This window comes from Hahella chejuensis KCTC 2396 (genome assembly GCF_000012985.1).
Taxonomy (GTDB): domain Bacteria; phylum Pseudomonadota; class Gammaproteobacteria; order Pseudomonadales; family Oleiphilaceae; genus Hahella; species Hahella chejuensis.
In genome coordinates, this window is sequence record NC_007645.1 from 2,970,836 (window position 1) to 2,986,092 (window position 15,257).

Sequence of the window (15,257 nt, forward strand, 5' to 3'; positions counted from 1 at the left end):
CTTCCCCGGCCGGCCCCCTATGAGGGTGCGTAGAGTCCGCGTTTTTTGCAGATTTAGGATGGCCTTAGCCTTCCTTCCTTTTATTTCGGGGGCGTTGTGAAGGTAAACAAGAAACAACTTGCTGACATTTTCGGCATCAGCGAGCGGACCTTCACCCAGTATCAAAAAGACCCCGACTTTCCGATTGTGTTGGATGCAGGGCGGGGGGCTTCGAATCAATACGACACGGTTGCCGTTTTCAATTTTCTGAAGGATCGGGCGTTATCCGGAGCGAAATTCGAATCAGCCCGAGACAGATTGGATCGCATCAGGGCGGAGCGGGAAACCCTGGCTCTAGGTCGTGACCTCGGGGAACTGGTGCCCGCAAGTGAGCTGGAGGCGCTTCTTGAACAGGTCGTCACCGCTATCAAAACAACCTTGCTTGATAGCAATCACATTTTAAAAACCGAATTGGATGCTCGTTACGATATAGATGTTGAACCAGACATACTCGACGAACATTCTAGACAGGCGCTCACTCACCTGGCGGCACTTGGTGATCAATACGCGGAGGGTGATAGCGAACGCGCTGAAGAAGTTCCAGCCGCCGGAGAAGATGACGACGAAGGATTGGGCGAATAAGTATCGTTGGCTTGCGAAAGAACAGTCAGCCCGCCCGGGGAAATATAACACCCGTCTAACGCCATGGATTGAAGGCATCATGGACGCGGTCGACGATCCTCGCGTGAAAAAGCTGGTTGTAAAGAAATCAGCTCAGGTCGCCTACACTGATGGGTTCTGGAATAACTATCTTGGGCGACGAATCCACACCGATCCTTGTCCTATTGTGTTGCTTTTTCCGAAAGAAAAAACGATCAAAAAGTACTTGGATCAAAAGTTCAACCCGATGATCACCGCTACTCCTGTGCTGCGGGATCTGGTGGACGTTACAACCAGTCGAAAGGCCGGCAACCGCCAAGATCAGAAGAACTTCCCCGGCGGGTTTTTGTCGTTGGTGGCATCGAACGCTCCGGATAACGTCAAGTCGACATCAGCCCCGGTGGTGGCGGTTGAAGAACCGGACGACTGCAACACGAATGTATTCGGCCAGGGCGACTCAATTAAGCTGCTGGAAGAAAGGGCCAAGACTTACGATCGCCGGAAAGTGATATTCGGGGGGACGCCTACGGTCAAGGGCGTTTCTCGCGTTGATGAAAGTTACAAAAACAGTGACCAGCGCAAGTTTTACATCCCTTGCCATGAGTGCGGCGAGTCTCATGTACTGTCTTGGGACAATGTCAGATGGGATGAGGACGAAAGCCGCAGCCATGAAGTCTTTGGGAAGATTATTCCCGAGTCAGCGTTTTATGTGTGTCCGCATTGCACCTGCGTCTGGAATGATAACCAGAAGAACCGGAACGTTAAAAACGGCGTATGGGTTGCTGAGGCTGATTTTTCAGGGACAGCCGGATTCTATATCAACGAGCTGTATGCGCCTTTCCCAGGCTCCCGGTTTGCAATTCTTCTGACGAAGTACTTGGAGGCGAAGCACAAGAAAGAACAGGGAGACGACGGGGACATGATTGTCTTCGTCAACTCCACTTTGGGCTTGTCTTATGAGTACGAAACCGATTCGGCCAATGAGGACGAACTAGAAGCCAAGGCGCTGGAGTATCCGGAGAAAAGCATACCTACCGGCGGACTGATTCTGACGATGGGCGTTGACGTCCAACATGATCGTCTGGCTGTCATCATTCGGGCGTGGGGCCGAGGCGAAGAAAGTTTCCTCGTTTATTGGGGCGAGCTGGCTGCGCAAACGGCTTGTACCGATAAAAACGATGCAGTTTGGAAAGAACTGGATACGTTTTTATTCGGGGTCTATGAGCATGCGTCCGGCGCTGGCCTGCGAATCTCTGCAACCGGCATTGATAGTTCAGACGGCGCCACGAATGACGCCGTTTACCACTATGTCCGGAGTCGGAAAAAGCTCGGAGCGAAGATTATGGCGATCAAGGGCGACTCGGAGAACACTAAGCAAGCCAGTGATCGCGAGATTGTCACGCCTCCCCGCAAAGTGGACGTGAACAGCCAGACAAAGGCCTCTAAATATGGCCTGCAGGTCTATATCGTCGGTACGCAAAAGGCGAAAGACCTGATATCTGCGCGCCTGAAATTGAGCGGGATTGGTCCTGGTCGAATGCACAACTATAAAGACGTGCGCTCAGACTATTACGCGCAGGTACTAAGCGAGATTAAGGCGCCCAGTCGGCGCCAACTTGGTAAAAAGGTTTGGCAAAAGAAAGCGGGTGTCCGCAACGAAGCGTTGGACTGCGAAGTTTACGCGCTTCACGCAGCCAGAGTGCTGCGAATACAGCTCAAAAAGCCAGCCGATTGGGACAATATTGAGGCGAATTTGAAGCAGGTAGACCTGCTATCACCAATAACCATACCGACCCAACCGGATGAAAAGCCGTCTGCTGGCGTGTCAGTCAAGCAAGCAGGCGAGAGTAAGTCTGGAGGGTGGGGATCATTAGGACAGAGGGCTACCTGATGGCTACGCAAGCAGATTTAGACGCCGCACGCGCAGCGTTAAACAAGCTCCTGACCGGGCAATCAGTCGTGCAGGTCCAACACGACAACTATAGTGCTACCTACAAGCCGGCGGACGCAGCAAAGCTGCGCGCATACATCGCAGATCTTGAGTCACAACTCGGGCTGACGACGCGCAGCCGGCGCGGGCCTGCGGGGGTAACTGGATGAATGATACCAGCGTGCGAATTTTAGACGCGCAAGGGCGGCCAATGTCGTCGGTATATACCGGCGCGGGCGCAGGCTTCGGCAACCAGTTGGTCAATTGGAATCCGATGGCGCAAACCGCCGACGCTGCGTTGCTACCGACTCTGAAAATGGGCAATGCGCGCGCTGATGACCTCGCCCGGAATCACGGCATTGCGTCCAACGGCGTGCAACTCCATGTTGATAACATCGTTGGTCACCTATTCCGCTTGTCATACAAGCCACGATGGCAACGGCTAGGGATGTCAGAAGAAGATGCGGCCAGCCTGGCGCGGGATGTTGAGCAGGCTTGGACGGAATACGCTGAAGATGACGTGCATTGCTACCTCGATGCGGAGCGCAAGCGCACCTTTACGATGCTGATTCGCGAAGGGATTGCGACCCATACGACCAAGGGCGAAATAATGGCCTCGGCGGAATGGGAATACCGGCCTGGCAGCCTGTTCAAGACCTGCATTAAAACCATTACGCCACATCGCGTGAGCAATCCTCATAATTTGATGGACACCAACCGACTACGCGGTGGCGTTAACGTTGATCGGTACGGCGCGGCGAGGTCGTATAACGTTCGAGACACTTCTGTGCCTGGTTATATGTTCGGCGATGGCATGGGCAGTACCTGGCGCGAGATCCCGCGCGAAACAAGCTGGGGGCGCGAACAGTTTCTCCATGTATTTGAGCCAACCGAGGACGGTCAAACCCGTGGCGCAAACCGCTTTTTGGCGGTGATGGAGCAAATGCACATGCTGGGCAAGCTCCAGCACACCAAGCTCCAAAACGCCATCGTTAACGCCATGTATGCCGCCGTCATCGAATCCGAAATGGATAGCTCGGCGGCTTTTGAAATCATCGGCGGCGATGGCGGCGAAGATGTCCTGCAGAAATGGATGATGTCCATGCTGGACTACCACGCCGGCGCGAACATCCGCATGAATGGGGTGAAAATCCCGCACTTGATGCCAGGCGAAAAGCTTAACCTGATGACGTCATCAAACGCGGACAACGGGTTTGCGGAACTGGAAGCCAGTATCTTGCGCTGGATTGCTGCGGGCTTGAACGTTCCTTTCGAGGCGTTGGCGCGCGACTATAGCAAAACCACTTATAGTTCGGCTCGCGCCTCGATGTTGGACGGGTGGCGTTACTTCATGGGGCGCCGGAAAGTGATTGCCGCTCGGTTTGCAACAAAGATATTCGCGTTGTGGCTTGAAGAAGCCTTCAGCCGTGGTGTGATCGTACCGCCGAAGGGCGCGAAATCCTTCTACGATGGGAAAGCGTCCTGGTGTAACTGTGCTTGGATCGGTTCAGGCCGTGTCGCGATTGACGGATTGAAGGAAGTGAAAGAAGCGGTCCTGCGAATCGACAGCGGTTTGTCGACCTACGAAAAAGAGCTGGCGCTGATGGGCGAAGACTATCAGGAAATATTCCAGCAACAGATCCGAGAGGTCCGCGAACGCCAAGAGGCTGGATTGCCTCCGCCGTCCTGGATGCGAGTAACCAACATGGCTCCGGACGAACGCGAAGCCGCCTAGAAACAGACCCGCCGCCGGCGGGTTTTTTTATGGAGTCACCATGCCAGCAAATACGAATTACGCGAACTTAGCCAGCCGGGTATTCAACACTCCCTTGGCGGTCGAACCTGCTTACGCAAAGACCTTCTTTTCTGCGCTGAGTAGTCGCCTGGATATCGTCGAAATCAAAGCCCCAGACGGTGAGGTGATCTTGGGCGAAAAAATGCGTTCCAAGGCCGCCAGTTATGGACCAAACCGAGCGCGTGAACGCCCATACCAAGTTGTGGATGGGGTCGCGATCGTGCCTGTGTCGGGCACCTTGGTTCATAAATTCGGCTATCTGCGCCCGACCAGCGGCATGACCGGTTACGACGGTTTGATTGCACGTATTAACGATGCGGTCGGCGACCCTGAAGTAAGGGGAATATTGCTTGATATGGATTCACCTGGCGGTGAGGTCGCTGGATGCTTTGACACAACGGCCATGATCGCCGCTTATGCGAAGCAAAAGCCTATCTGGTCGCTTACTTATGACATGGCCTGCAGCGCATGTTTCGCGATCGCAAGCGCCACCAGCCGCCGACTGATCACGCAATCAGGCGTCGCCGGTAGCGTGGGCGTGATCATGGCTCACGTCAGCCGGCAGGAAGAGCTTGCGGCCATGGGGCGTAAAGTCACGCTGATCTATTCCGGTAAGTACAAGGCAGAGGGCAATCCCTACGAAGACTTGCCGGAGGAAACGCTATCTCGTTTTCAGGCAGAGATGCACACGCTCCGCGAACAGTTCGCGGGGATAGTCGCAACCAACACCGGGCTATCGATCGAGGCGGTAATGTCTACCGAGGCCCAAGTATACCGTGGGCAGGCAGCGATCGATGTCGGCTTTGCGCACGAAATCGTCAACGGTCACGAAGCCGTCGGCATCTTCAGTGAGTACTTGAAAACCACCAACAGTAATAAAGGGGTCGTTTACATGACAACCGAACAAACGCAACCCGTCGCCGACGTTGCCAAAGAGCGCGCACAAGCTGCTACTGAGGAGCGTGGACGGATTAAATCAATCCTACAAAGCGAGGCCGCCGCAGAACGTCGCGAGCTGGCCGAATACTTCGCATTTGAAACCAGCATGCCAGCAGATCAAGCGTCAGCGGCGCTCGATAAGGCGCCGAAAACTGCGGCGTCCGGGAGTGTACCGCAAGGGCTGCTTGATGCAGCGATGGGCAATACTGAGCAGCCGAAAGTTGGCGCGGACACATCAAATCCTACAGGCGACAAGCAGGACGAAGCTGCAACCATCCTGTCTGATTTCCGAGCGGCGACAGGTAAAGCCAAGCGCAGCGCGTAACCGTAGCGAATGCAAACCATTAACGAGAGGGCATAGTACATGGATCATGCAGGATCAGAGACTGAAGTCTATACACCGGACACCCTGTTGCTTGGCGGACTGGTTTCGACCGCGTCAGGCATCCTTGCAAGCGGTGAGAATCGGACGCGCGGGACTGTTGTGGGCCGCGTAACGGCAACGGGTGAGCTAAAAATGGCCGCTGCGGCGGCCGGAGACGGCTCTGAGGTGCCTATCGGCATCCTGGGTTTTGACGTAGACGCAACTTCCGGTGCCGCAACGTGTGCTTATTACACCGGCGGCGATTTTGATCAAGCGGCTTTGACCTGGGGCGCGGGTTATACCGATCTCCAAAAAGCGGCGGCGTTTGATAAAACGCCGATCACATTGAAAACAGCCTATTAACTCGACGGCGGAAGCAACGCTGTCCTGATAGATAAACAGTTTTGGAGACAAATTAATGAGCTATGAAACTTCAACGCTCCTTTCGGTAATGCAGGAAATGGACCGGAATATTCCGTTTCTGTTGAGCTTGTTTTTCACCGAAGAAATAATGTTCGATACGGATGAGATCGACTTCGACGCCATTGATGAAGACGTCCGCATTGCTCCATTCGTCAGCCCTCTTGTAGCTGGGCAGGTGATGAAAGAGCGCGGATCAACTCTGAAAAAATTCAAGGCAGCCTACATCAAACCTAAAACACCTGTACTGCCAAACCGCCCGTTGAAGCGTCGAGCGGGAGAGCCTATTGGCGGAACTTTAACGCCAGCCCAACGAATGAACGCCATTCGAGCTGACATTTTAAATAGCCAAATGGATTCAATTGATCGGCGTATGGAGTGGATGGCGGCTTCTGCTTTGCGTACTGGTCAGATCATTGTATCAGGCGAGAAGTATCCGACATCAGTCGTTGATTTTGGACGCGACCCTAACTTGACGGTGGATGTATCCGGTGGGGCGGCTGCTTGGGATCAGAGCACGTCCACACCCAAAGAGGATCTGGAAGATATTTTTGCGCTCATGAAAGCGCCGTGCAACTACGTGATTGGTGGGCGTGGAGCTATTAACGCGTTTATGAAGCACGCAGACATCAAGGAACTCATGGAAACCCGCCGTGGTAGCTCCACTCAGCTTGAGACTGCTCCAACTGTTAATTTGGCTGATTACAAAGGCCGTTTGGGGTCTGCAGGCCCAGAAGTTTGGAGCTATCAAGGCTATTACACAGACGAGAGCGGAACGCAACAACTGTACATCCCTGACGACGAAATTATCCTGGTTTCAATGGCAGTGGAAGGTGTTCAGGCGTTTGGGGCTATTCTTGACGGTGAGGCGGGATATATGCCGGCGCGGTATTTTCCGAAGAACTGGCCTGAAAAAGATCCTCCCCTTGAATATCTCATGACACAAAGCTCTCCTCTGACTGTGCCGAAGCGCATCAACGGAACAGCAAAAATCAAAGTACTATAAGGCGGCTCCCCTCCCTTTCTCGTCGCTGAAATCCTAACCAAACTCAATTATTGGAGAACACTATGGCTGCAAAAAAGGTCAAGGTGAAGGCTAAGCATCGCATCGTCGACATCGATCAAAAAGGGCGTCATGTAATCCCCGCCGGCACCGAATTTGAGGCGAGCGAAGCGTGGGTAAGTAAACGCGAGCAGGCTCTGGAACCGGTTGTTCCTAAGCCAGCGGCGCCAGAGGTCAGCGTTGGCGACGACGACTGATGGGCTTTCCAGACGACGCCGGCCAAATGATTGCTGATGTCTTTGCGCATCGCGCGGAGCCTGGCGCTCTGGCCGGCGTTGACTGTAACGCCATCGTGAAAGAGGAAGTCGTCGAGTTGGTCGGCTATGAGTCTATCTCACACGTCCGGGAACAGGTCGCCGAGTTCCTTCTATCCGAAATTACGCCCCGAAAAGGCCAGGCGTTAGTGTTGGAATCTGGCGGTAGCTATGTTTTGGGCGATGAGGTGCGGAAAAACCGATTCGTGGCGGCATACAGGCTTAAAGAGCAATGAAGTTTAAGCTCGATATCAAGGGCGCTGATACGGCCATCAGGCAGTTAGAGGGGCTCAAGAAAGAAGCCGACCTGATGACTGTGCGGGCTCTGAACAAGGGGCTGTCAAAAGCCGCAACGTTGTCTAACCGCGAGATCCGGGGCCAAGTTAACCTGAAGCTTAACTACGTCAAAGAGCGTATGACGCTTATTAAGGCAAACCCGGATCGCTTGGCGGCGGAAATCAAGACGCCGCGCAGGGGAACGCTTATGACGCGTTACCCGCATCGGGTTTTAAAGCGTGGGGTGAAAGTGCGCGTGAAAAAGGGCGCGGCGAAGCTTATTCGCGGTGGCTTTGTTACAACGCTTAAAGCCGGTAATCGCCGGGTGGAGGCGATCGCAGTAGCGCAGCCAAAACAGGGCGGGCGCTGGCCGCGCTATAAGACGGGTAACCGGAAAATTAATGTCCGCTATGCGCCGTCAATTTCCCAGGTATACCAGAACGTGAAAGGCAATGTCGGCGAGCAGGTCGATCCCTATATCAGTGATCAGATGCAAAAAGAGATCAACCGGTATTTGAGGCAAAGCAGGGGCAGGCGATGACGGCAGAGGCAATCATAGACGCGATCGTAACTAAGCTTAGCGCTGTTGTCGCCGGCGGTGAGTATGAAAACACTATCTCTCACGTCGAAGAAGCGCCTTACAACGTCAGCAATGACGACCTCGACGACGGTGTGACGGCGGTGGTTGCCTATGCCGGGCAGACTATCGCGGATCAATCGCCACACACGCAGCTCGACGAGCTTTCTGTTCTGGTCGAAGCGCACAAACGACTGACCAGCCAGAACGCGCAGCGCGAAGCCATGAAGTTAGAGCAGGATATTCGCCGCGCAGTACTCAAAGACAAAAATTACTTAGCAGGACTTGCCAGGATAGACCGAGTTTTCGCGGAGTCGTCCGGCATTGAATCATCAGACAGCGGCGCCGTGGTAATTGCCATGGTGACATTCAGAATTCCTCATGTGCAGCGGCACAATAGTCTATAAGCGGAGTATAAACGATGGGTTATAAAGACGAGTCCTATATTGGATCTGGAAAGTTTTGGGTTCGTGAAGCAGGCACGACAGGACCCTTTTACGAGCTGGGCAACATATCCGCGGCTAACTTCGGTATTGAGTCTGAGTCGCAGTCGCTGCGTAATTATCGTGGCGGTGGTGGCGAGGCTAACAAGTTGGAACGAATTACTGCGGTAAGCCTTGCTCTGACGTTGCATGACTTTAACAGCGCCAACCTGGCGATGGTGCTTTACGGCGATACCTCTACAGAGGCAAGCGCTGCTGTTGCCGCCGAGGCAGTGACCGGAAAAGACTCAGGGTTACTGCGAACCGCGTTTATGATCGACGCGACTCAAACCGTGACGGTTACTGATACTGCAGGCCCTACGGTTTTAGTCGAAGGCACTGACTATACGGTCACTGCCGCCGGTATTGAGGTTATCGAAGGTGGAGGCATTGCTGATGCGACGGCGTTGGAGATTGATTACACCAAAGCGGCCGCCACTTATGTTGATTCCCTGAAAAACTCCGGCAAAACCTTCGAAATGATCATTGACGGCGTGAACGATGCGCAAAGCGGCCTCCCGTTTATCATCGATGTCTGGAAGTTCAAGCCGTCCCCGGCCCAAGAGGTTGGCGTAATCTCTGATGACTTCGCGTCGTTTGATATCTCCGGCTCGGTGTTGATCGACTCCAGCAAAACCACTACATCCCAATACTTCCGCCGGACACAGAAAGTAGCGGCGTAACACTATCGAGGGCTTATGACCTACTCAGTGACCGTGCGCGAAAGGGAGATAGCTGTCAGGGAGTTGACTGTCGGTGATATCCGAGAGTGGCTGAAGATGATTGCAAGCTCGAACCAAACGGATCTCGTCGACGGCCTTCTGTTTCAAGAACAGCAGATGATCACGTCCGAAATTGCGTTCATGACCTCTTTGGACGTCGCCGAGCTTAACCAGTTCACCCCGCGTGAGCTGGTCAAGGTGATTGATAAGTGTAAAGAGGCCAACCCGCATTTTTTTCAGTTCCGGGCGGCCGTGATCGGCGCGGACGTCCGCACGCAACACCCCAGCGCTTAATTCAGGATCTTGAAAACAACATTGTCCGTTTGGCGGCGCTAGGGCATGCCAATGTCCTTACTTATCCATGGTCAATTTATGTGGCCGCTGTAAAGGAGCATTCAAAACAATGAGTGACGTCAAGCTCCGGCTCGTTGGCGATAACGCTGATTTCAAACGTGAACTAGACGCAGCAACGAAAGCCCTGAGTCAGTCAGTCAACAAGATGGCTGATGCCGCCGGTAAGGGGTTTGTCCGGATAACTGGTGAGTTTGACTCAATCCCTGGGGCCGCCAAGCGGGCTGCCGGCGGAACGAAAAGCCTGGTGGTGGCGCTGCGCGGCGTTAGCGATTCCGCAGACAATTTGGCGCGGGTGCGAAGCGACATCGTTGCAATTAACGCCGCGGCAAAGCTTGCGAGTGGCAGCGCTGACAGGCTGTCGACGTCCGTGCGAAATGTAAGCGCAAAAGGCCTGACAGTTATTCGTCGCGACATGGAGGGCGTTGCTCTTTCGTCGCAGATTGCGGCCAACAAAACCGCCGGACTCATCACTACCTTGGGTGGTATCGCCCTTGGTGGCGGTGGGTTGACGGCTTTGGCTAAAAGCGCGGTATCTGCTGCTGACAACATTGCAAAAACGTCTCTGAGGCTTGGAATCACAACCGATGAATTGCAGCGTTATCGCTTTGCGGCTGAGCTTTCCGGTGTGGCTACTGCTACTTTTGACCAGGCATTTCAACGCTTTGGCCGACGTATCGGAGAAGCGGCGCAAGGAACGGGCGAGGCTAAAGACGCACTTAAAGCACTGCAAATCAATGTCACTAACCTTGACGGTAGTCTTCGCCCGGTCAATGAAGTCTTTGATGAGGCAATCACTAAGTTAGCGGACGTTGAAGATGTCACCATCCGCAACGCGCTGGCGATGAAGCTTTTCGATTCCGAGGGGGTCGCGCTGGTGCAAATCGGCGGTAAACTCCAGGAGCTGAAACAAAAAGCAGATGACCTTGGAATCATTATCCCAGAAGAAATCCTACGCAACGCGGAAAACCTGAACGATCAACTGACCATCGTCAGTAAAACTCTCCAGCTCAAACTTACGGCAGCGGTCATTCGCCTGGCGCCGCAACTCAATAAGCTGGCTGATGGCGCCCTGTTTCTCGCGGAGAACTTCGACACGATTGTCGAGGCTGCTGTGGTTATGGCTAAGGTGCTTGTCGGGATCAAGCTGGTGAGCTTCGCAAATACACTTTATACGGTTGGTGCTGCGTCGATTGTCGCTGCGCGGGGCGTTGGCGCGCTGAACTTGGCGCTGCGCGGGTTGAAAATAGCCACTATCGTCGGCGCTCTGTTGGTGGCGTTAGAGGTCATTATCTCCAACTTTATCGACTCGGTTGATACCAGTATGGACGAGATCAACAAGAAGATAGAGCAGGCGTCGAAGGACATCGCCGAGGCCACACAGGAAGCGGCGGACAGTCAGACGAAAGGGCTGTCAGCGGCAGTTCGCGCCAGGGCCTACTACAACCAGCAGATAGACCGTCTGCTGAAAAATGAACTGGCGGCTTTAAATAGCTACCTGGTCCAGCAGAAGAAGATACTTGCCGAGTCGGAAAAGTCGCTTGACCGGTCGGCCAGCAAGGTGCAGAAAGCCGGCGATGAATTTAGGGCGGCGTTCGACAAGATCCGCAACGCTGGAAAAGACAGCGGCGACCTGAATTTCATCGATTTGTTTAACCAGATCCGCAAGGCGCAAAAGGAGCTTGATAAGGGCAATTTTGAAAAAGCGATCGAGGAGTCCCTGAAGGCGAAAGACATCGTCGAGCAGATCGCTGAAGCGGGAGAAACCAGTGGGATCGCCTTAGAAGGCGCACTCAAAAAGGCGCAGGAAGTACAAACCAGCGCCGCCAACAGCTTGTTAACGTCCAACGCCAAGGCGATCGACCAAGCTAAAAAGGCCGTCCAACAAATCCAGTCGCAGATCAACCTCATCAGCTCCATTACCTTCGACTTCGATGAGGTCGGCAGCCTGGAAGGCGCGCGCGCGTTGATCGAAGACATAAAGCGGATTGTCCGCGAAAACCCGATTGTCGTGCCCGTGGTGCTCCAGCAGCCTGGCGGGATTGATCTCGATGGTGGCGACGTTAACGCGCCTGGCTTTGCGCAAGGCGGCTTTATCAGAGGGCCGGGTACAGCCACGAGCGACAGCATATTGGCGCGCCTGTCTAATGGTGAGTATGTCATGCCTGCGAATGTGGTCCGGTACTTTGGGCGCGACTTCTTCGACGAATTACGCAGGCGACGCCTGCCGGCTTTTGCGACTGGCGGACTGGTGCAGACAAAAGCGCCGACGCAATCAGGAAACCCGGTAACGCTTAACCTTGATGGACGCAGCTACAAAATGACCGCGGACAACAACACAACCAAAGATCTGCGCCGCGCGGTGCAAATCCAAGCGCTAAAAACAGGGCGTAAGCAGACATGAGTTTGATTATCGACGGAGTTGAGATCCCGATTGATGCACGGTTAGACCTGAGCGTGAGCTATCAGCGCCTTGAGCGTTCAGCGATGCACCGGATCGGGCCGGCTGCAACAGCGATCAAGCAGACGCTCTGGTCGGGCAAATACCGCGTAACTGTCAGTGGGTCGGGATGGTATCCGCCCGGCCTTCAATCCGTGGACTTTTCTGGCGCCGTGTTGCTGGCAAGCATCGCTCCGTTGTCGAAAGTGGGCGGCGTCGGCGATATCAATATTGGGGCTGATACAGATCGCAGGGGGGAGGCTGATTATACGGCTTATGCGCATGCGATCATGATCGACGGGAACCGGCAGGATGCGGAGCTTGCAGTCGCGGTAAATGGCGATTGCACTATCACGCCGGTTGCCGGTGCGTCCTTCTATCAAGTGTTCTGGTTTCCGATTATGAGTTTGATTTTCGCCGATCCGCCGGCGGAAAACACCGACATGGCAGGCATTACGACGTCATGGGAAATGGTGGGGGAACAGGTGTAAATGGGGTTTTATGATACCGCGTCGGAGGCCTTAACCGACGGAATGATCCACTATTGGAAAGTGGATGAGTATGGGGATTTAACCGACCATGTGGGTTCAGGCCTAAACGCCGAGCTTTTTAACCCAAATGATATTTACACCGAAGGTCAGCTCAATGAATCCCTTGTCGAAACGCCATTGTTTCGAGGGCGCGATGTAACCTATCACGACAATACGCGCGAGGGTGCGATAGGCTACATATTCAGGCCTGTAACAACCTCGTCGACATCCTTCACCAATTGGACCCTTCGCGTCCGCGCCTATCTCAAAGGATTGAATGACGGCGGGGAATGGCAGTATGCGCTATTAATGCGCTATATCGGCATTGGCGTTAGTGATCTTAACTATCCGTTTGGGGCCACACAGCTAGAGGAAGTTGTCGGGACAAGTGCCATATCACTAAACGAATGGCATGACTTCACGCTGGTTAAGGACGCGGCAGGACTGCACCTTTACGTTGATGGGACATTTATTGGAAATGTCGCCTCGGATAAAGTCCTTGATCCCTATTTGGCGGTGTTTGGCGGCGCGCTGGGGGTGTCAGATGACGAAACCCATAGCTCATCGGCTAATTATTACTGGAACGGGATTGTTGATGACGTTGGCGTTTGGAGTCGGGCGTTAACCAGTGTAGAAGTCGGTCAATTGGTCGGCGAGCAAATTGTAGGCGATCCTCCCGTCATTGAGCTGGGAAGTTACGACCTGCCGCTAGAAATAACTGTTGGTCCGGCGACAGGTAGCTACAGCCTGCCTGTTGAAATCGATGTGACGTTGGACACGGGCGCTTTGTCTCTGCCTGTTCGCATCGATGTTTACGACGTGGACAGCATGACACTCCCGTTGGCTGTCAACGTGTATGGCGACCTGAATTCGACAGCCTGGTCATTCTCACTGCGGATGGCGGGCGTAGATGTGTCCGAGCGGATTATCGGAACAATCTCAATCGAGGCGGAGGAAGACTCCGCGCGGGTTGCGCAGTTCACCTTTGTTCCAGAGTCCGGTGTCATCGATCCCGATCAGTACCTGGGCGCCGCTGTAGAGGTTTTCTACTTGGAGGGCGGGAGCGAATTTAGACTGTTTCGGGGTCTGGTCGATGTGTCTGAGTACAGCATGGGCGACGGCATATTTAGCCTGACTTGCACGGACAACCGCCAGGAACACATTGAGCGGCTGTCTGTGTCGATGGTTGATGCGCTGGGCGGCGCGTATAGTGACCACGTTTTTGACGGATACACCACGATTACGCAGTACTTCGAGGATGTCCTGTCCACTATCCCGGCTAGCTACGATCTGGATGTGAATGGCGTTCCTGTATTGTCATCGTGGGCTCCGCCTGCAGAGCATGAGTTAATCGATAGCCAGTATATTACCGACTCTGTTGATGTGGTGCTTGCAAGCCGTCGCGACCTGCTGAACGAAGTTAAAATATTTATCGATTACAGATATCCAGTCCTGCGCGAACGCTCTCATGCGTACCAATGGAACGCGCCTTTTACATTTCTGGAGTTTCTGACGACCAAAAACCACACGCTCCCAAACCGCGACATGATTGAGGGCGCTGTCAGTGGCACAGGATGGTCGCTTAAAGGCTCGGTCTCTTACACGCTGCAGCCGGAATCCGGCTATATCAGCCTGGGAGGCGGTAAGGGGACAAACTGGATTATTGATGAACAGCTCCGGCAGTATCTGGCGCTCGGGGCTAACTTCGTTATTGCGACCAGATGGGACCAGACCTTGACGGAGCGTTATGCGCTCACAGTCTCAGCGCCGGCGGAGATTGCCGCGATCGGGGCGATTACACAGTCCGAAAATATTGTGCTCGATTTCGACAATCCCGTCACAGAGTTTGACTCCTTTTTGGTGGACCCGCCAGGCGCAACCAGTTACGTCGGGCTTGATAAGGCATGGGTTTTGAGTGATTACGATGCGCTTCAGTCAGCCGTCAACTGCGCCTATCGGAAAGCAGTGAAGGACATTTTGGGCAGCCATCGGCAGAACTCAGTGACATTTAGCATGCCTATCAATCCCGTTGCGGAACGTAGCGACTATATGCATTTGCTGTCCATTCAGGTGGAGGCCAAAGGTAAAGTCCGCCGCGTGCGTCACGATCTTAACCTAGACACGGGCGCCGCGCTTACCGAGATAGAGCTGGCTTGTTATCGGGTAAAGGCTCAAAACGCCGATGCTCTATACGTGCTTAACGAGTTTTCGATTGGCGGGGCGGCCGCACCTATCGGCCTAACTATCCTCGGCAATCACATTGGAGGTCAGCAGTACTCGCTCGTCGAAAATGATGCTTGGACCGGCTATGTGGGCAACATGACGGCCCCTTACGTCGGAAGCAATCTGTACAACGCAAAGTTTGCAATCGCAACGCCGGAAATCCCAGCTGCGACGCGAGACCCCTTGGAGTACAGCTTCGAACTCTCTGCGACTGTCTATATCCCTCAAGATTTGTTAACCATTACGGTGTAA

The 15,257-nt window shown here is 53.9% G+C and carries 16 protein-coding genes; all 16 read left to right on the forward strand.

From position 1 onward, the window contains the following. The first annotated feature begins 96 nt into the window (after positions 1 to 96). Positions 97 to 621, forward strand: coding sequence for a terminase small subunit (locus tag HCH_RS13040; RefSeq protein WP_011396736.1), 525 nt, complete (start codon positions 97 to 99; stop codon positions 619 to 621). Then, positions 596 to 2,530 carry a phage terminase large subunit family protein gene (locus tag HCH_RS13045; protein ID WP_083769765.1) on the forward strand — a complete coding sequence of 645 codons (1,935 nt, stop codon included), beginning with the start codon at positions 596 to 598 and terminating at the stop codon, positions 2,528 to 2,530. The genes HCH_RS13040 and HCH_RS13045 overlap by 26 nt, the downstream gene beginning before the upstream one ends. Then, the gene (gene gpW, locus HCH_RS13050; protein WP_041598634.1) at positions 2,530 to 2,739 is read left to right on the forward strand and encodes a gpW family head-tail joining protein; all 210 of its coding nucleotides are present in this window, start codon (positions 2,530 to 2,532) and stop codon (positions 2,737 to 2,739) included. Before HCH_RS13045 ends, gpW begins: the two co-directional genes overlap by 1 nt. Further along, on the forward strand, positions 2,736 to 4,304 hold the full coding sequence (locus HCH_RS13055) for a phage portal protein (RefSeq protein WP_011396738.1): 1,569 nt from the start codon (positions 2,736 to 2,738) through the stop codon (positions 4,302 to 4,304). The genes gpW and HCH_RS13055 overlap by 4 nt, the downstream gene beginning before the upstream one ends. Positions 4,305 to 4,344: 40 nt before the next feature. Beyond that, positions 4,345 to 5,628, forward strand: coding sequence for a S49 family peptidase (locus tag HCH_RS13060; RefSeq protein WP_011396739.1), 1,284 nt, complete (start codon positions 4,345 to 4,347; stop codon positions 5,626 to 5,628). A 39-nt stretch (positions 5,629 to 5,667) separates the two neighbouring features. Continuing rightward, complete coding sequence (locus HCH_RS33120; protein ID WP_011396740.1) at positions 5,668 to 6,030, forward strand: head decoration protein; 363 nt, start codon at positions 5,668 to 5,670, stop codon at positions 6,028 to 6,030. 55 nt (positions 6,031 to 6,085) lie between these two features. After that, the gene (locus HCH_RS13070) at positions 6,086 to 7,093 is read left to right on the forward strand and encodes a major capsid protein (RefSeq protein WP_011396741.1); all 1,008 of its coding nucleotides are present in this window, start codon (positions 6,086 to 6,088) and stop codon (positions 7,091 to 7,093) included. Between the two features lie 62 nt (positions 7,094 to 7,155). Continuing rightward, the gene (locus HCH_RS13075) at positions 7,156 to 7,347 is read left to right on the forward strand and encodes a hypothetical protein (RefSeq protein WP_011396742.1); all 192 of its coding nucleotides are present in this window, start codon (positions 7,156 to 7,158) and stop codon (positions 7,345 to 7,347) included. Then, positions 7,347 to 7,640 carry a hypothetical protein gene (locus HCH_RS13080; protein ID WP_011396743.1) on the forward strand — a complete coding sequence of 98 codons (294 nt, stop codon included), beginning with the start codon at positions 7,347 to 7,349 and terminating at the stop codon, positions 7,638 to 7,640. Before HCH_RS13075 ends, HCH_RS13080 begins: the two co-directional genes overlap by 1 nt. Next, entirely contained in the window at positions 7,637 to 8,221 is a 585-nt protein-coding gene (locus HCH_RS13085) for a phage tail protein (protein ID WP_011396744.1), read from the forward strand. The genes HCH_RS13080 and HCH_RS13085 overlap by 4 nt, the downstream gene beginning before the upstream one ends. Next, positions 8,218 to 8,664, forward strand: a complete 447-nt coding sequence (locus HCH_RS13090; protein ID WP_011396745.1) for a bacteriocin immunity protein — start codon at positions 8,218 to 8,220, stop codon at positions 8,662 to 8,664. The genes HCH_RS13085 and HCH_RS13090 overlap by 4 nt, the downstream gene beginning before the upstream one ends. A 14-nt stretch (positions 8,665 to 8,678) precedes the next feature. Next, positions 8,679 to 9,422, forward strand: a complete 744-nt coding sequence (locus tag HCH_RS13095; RefSeq protein ID WP_011396746.1) for a hypothetical protein — start codon at positions 8,679 to 8,681, stop codon at positions 9,420 to 9,422. Between the two features lie 15 nt (positions 9,423 to 9,437). After that, positions 9,438 to 9,755, forward strand: a complete 318-nt coding sequence (locus tag HCH_RS13100; RefSeq protein ID WP_011396747.1) for a hypothetical protein — start codon at positions 9,438 to 9,440, stop codon at positions 9,753 to 9,755. Positions 9,756 to 9,864: 109 nt separating this feature from the next. Continuing rightward, positions 9,865 to 12,216: a hypothetical protein gene (locus tag HCH_RS13105; protein ID WP_011396748.1), complete on the forward strand. Its 2,352-nt coding sequence runs from the start codon at positions 9,865 to 9,867 to the stop codon at positions 12,214 to 12,216. Next, on the forward strand, positions 12,213 to 12,743 hold the full coding sequence (locus tag HCH_RS13110) for a hypothetical protein (protein WP_011396749.1): 531 nt from the start codon (positions 12,213 to 12,215) through the stop codon (positions 12,741 to 12,743). The genes HCH_RS13105 and HCH_RS13110 overlap by 4 nt, the downstream gene beginning before the upstream one ends. Continuing rightward, the gene (locus tag HCH_RS13115; protein WP_011396750.1) at positions 12,744 to 15,257 is read left to right on the forward strand and encodes a LamG-like jellyroll fold domain-containing protein; all 2,514 of its coding nucleotides are present in this window, start codon (positions 12,744 to 12,746) and stop codon (positions 15,255 to 15,257) included. It abuts the gene before it with no gap.

Excerpts from the sequence above, each read along its gene's own strand:
- HCH_RS13045 (WP_083769765.1), top strand. The coding sequence starts at position 596 with ATGACGACGAAGGATTGGGCGAATAAGTATCGTTGGCTTGCGAAAGAA.
- gpW (WP_041598634.1), top strand. The coding sequence starts at position 2,530 with ATGGCTACGCAAGCAGATTTAGACGCCGCACGCGCAGCGTTAAACAAG.
- HCH_RS13055 (WP_011396738.1), top strand. The coding sequence starts at position 2,736 with ATGAATGATACCAGCGTGCGAATTTTAGACGCGCAAGGGCGGCCAATG.
- HCH_RS13060 (WP_011396739.1), top strand. The coding sequence starts at position 4,345 with ATGCCAGCAAATACGAATTACGCGAACTTAGCCAGCCGGGTATTCAAC.
- HCH_RS33120 (WP_011396740.1), top strand. The coding sequence starts at position 5,668 with ATGGATCATGCAGGATCAGAGACTGAAGTCTATACACCGGACACCCTG.
- HCH_RS13070 (WP_011396741.1), top strand. The coding sequence starts at position 6,086 with ATGAGCTATGAAACTTCAACGCTCCTTTCGGTAATGCAGGAAATGGAC.
- HCH_RS13075 (WP_011396742.1), top strand. The coding sequence starts at position 7,156 with ATGGCTGCAAAAAAGGTCAAGGTGAAGGCTAAGCATCGCATCGTCGAC.
- HCH_RS13080 (WP_011396743.1), top strand. The coding sequence starts at position 7,347 with ATGGGCTTTCCAGACGACGCCGGCCAAATGATTGCTGATGTCTTTGCG.
- HCH_RS13085 (WP_011396744.1), top strand. The coding sequence starts at position 7,637 with ATGAAGTTTAAGCTCGATATCAAGGGCGCTGATACGGCCATCAGGCAG.
- HCH_RS13090 (WP_011396745.1), top strand. The coding sequence starts at position 8,218 with ATGACGGCAGAGGCAATCATAGACGCGATCGTAACTAAGCTTAGCGCT.
- HCH_RS13095 (WP_011396746.1), top strand. The coding sequence starts at position 8,679 with ATGGGTTATAAAGACGAGTCCTATATTGGATCTGGAAAGTTTTGGGTT.
- HCH_RS13100 (WP_011396747.1), top strand. The coding sequence starts at position 9,438 with ATGACCTACTCAGTGACCGTGCGCGAAAGGGAGATAGCTGTCAGGGAG.
- HCH_RS13105 (WP_011396748.1), top strand. The coding sequence starts at position 9,865 with ATGAGTGACGTCAAGCTCCGGCTCGTTGGCGATAACGCTGATTTCAAA.
- HCH_RS13110 (WP_011396749.1), top strand. The coding sequence starts at position 12,213 with ATGAGTTTGATTATCGACGGAGTTGAGATCCCGATTGATGCACGGTTA.
- HCH_RS13115 (WP_011396750.1), top strand. The coding sequence starts at position 12,744 with ATGGGGTTTTATGATACCGCGTCGGAGGCCTTAACCGACGGAATGATC.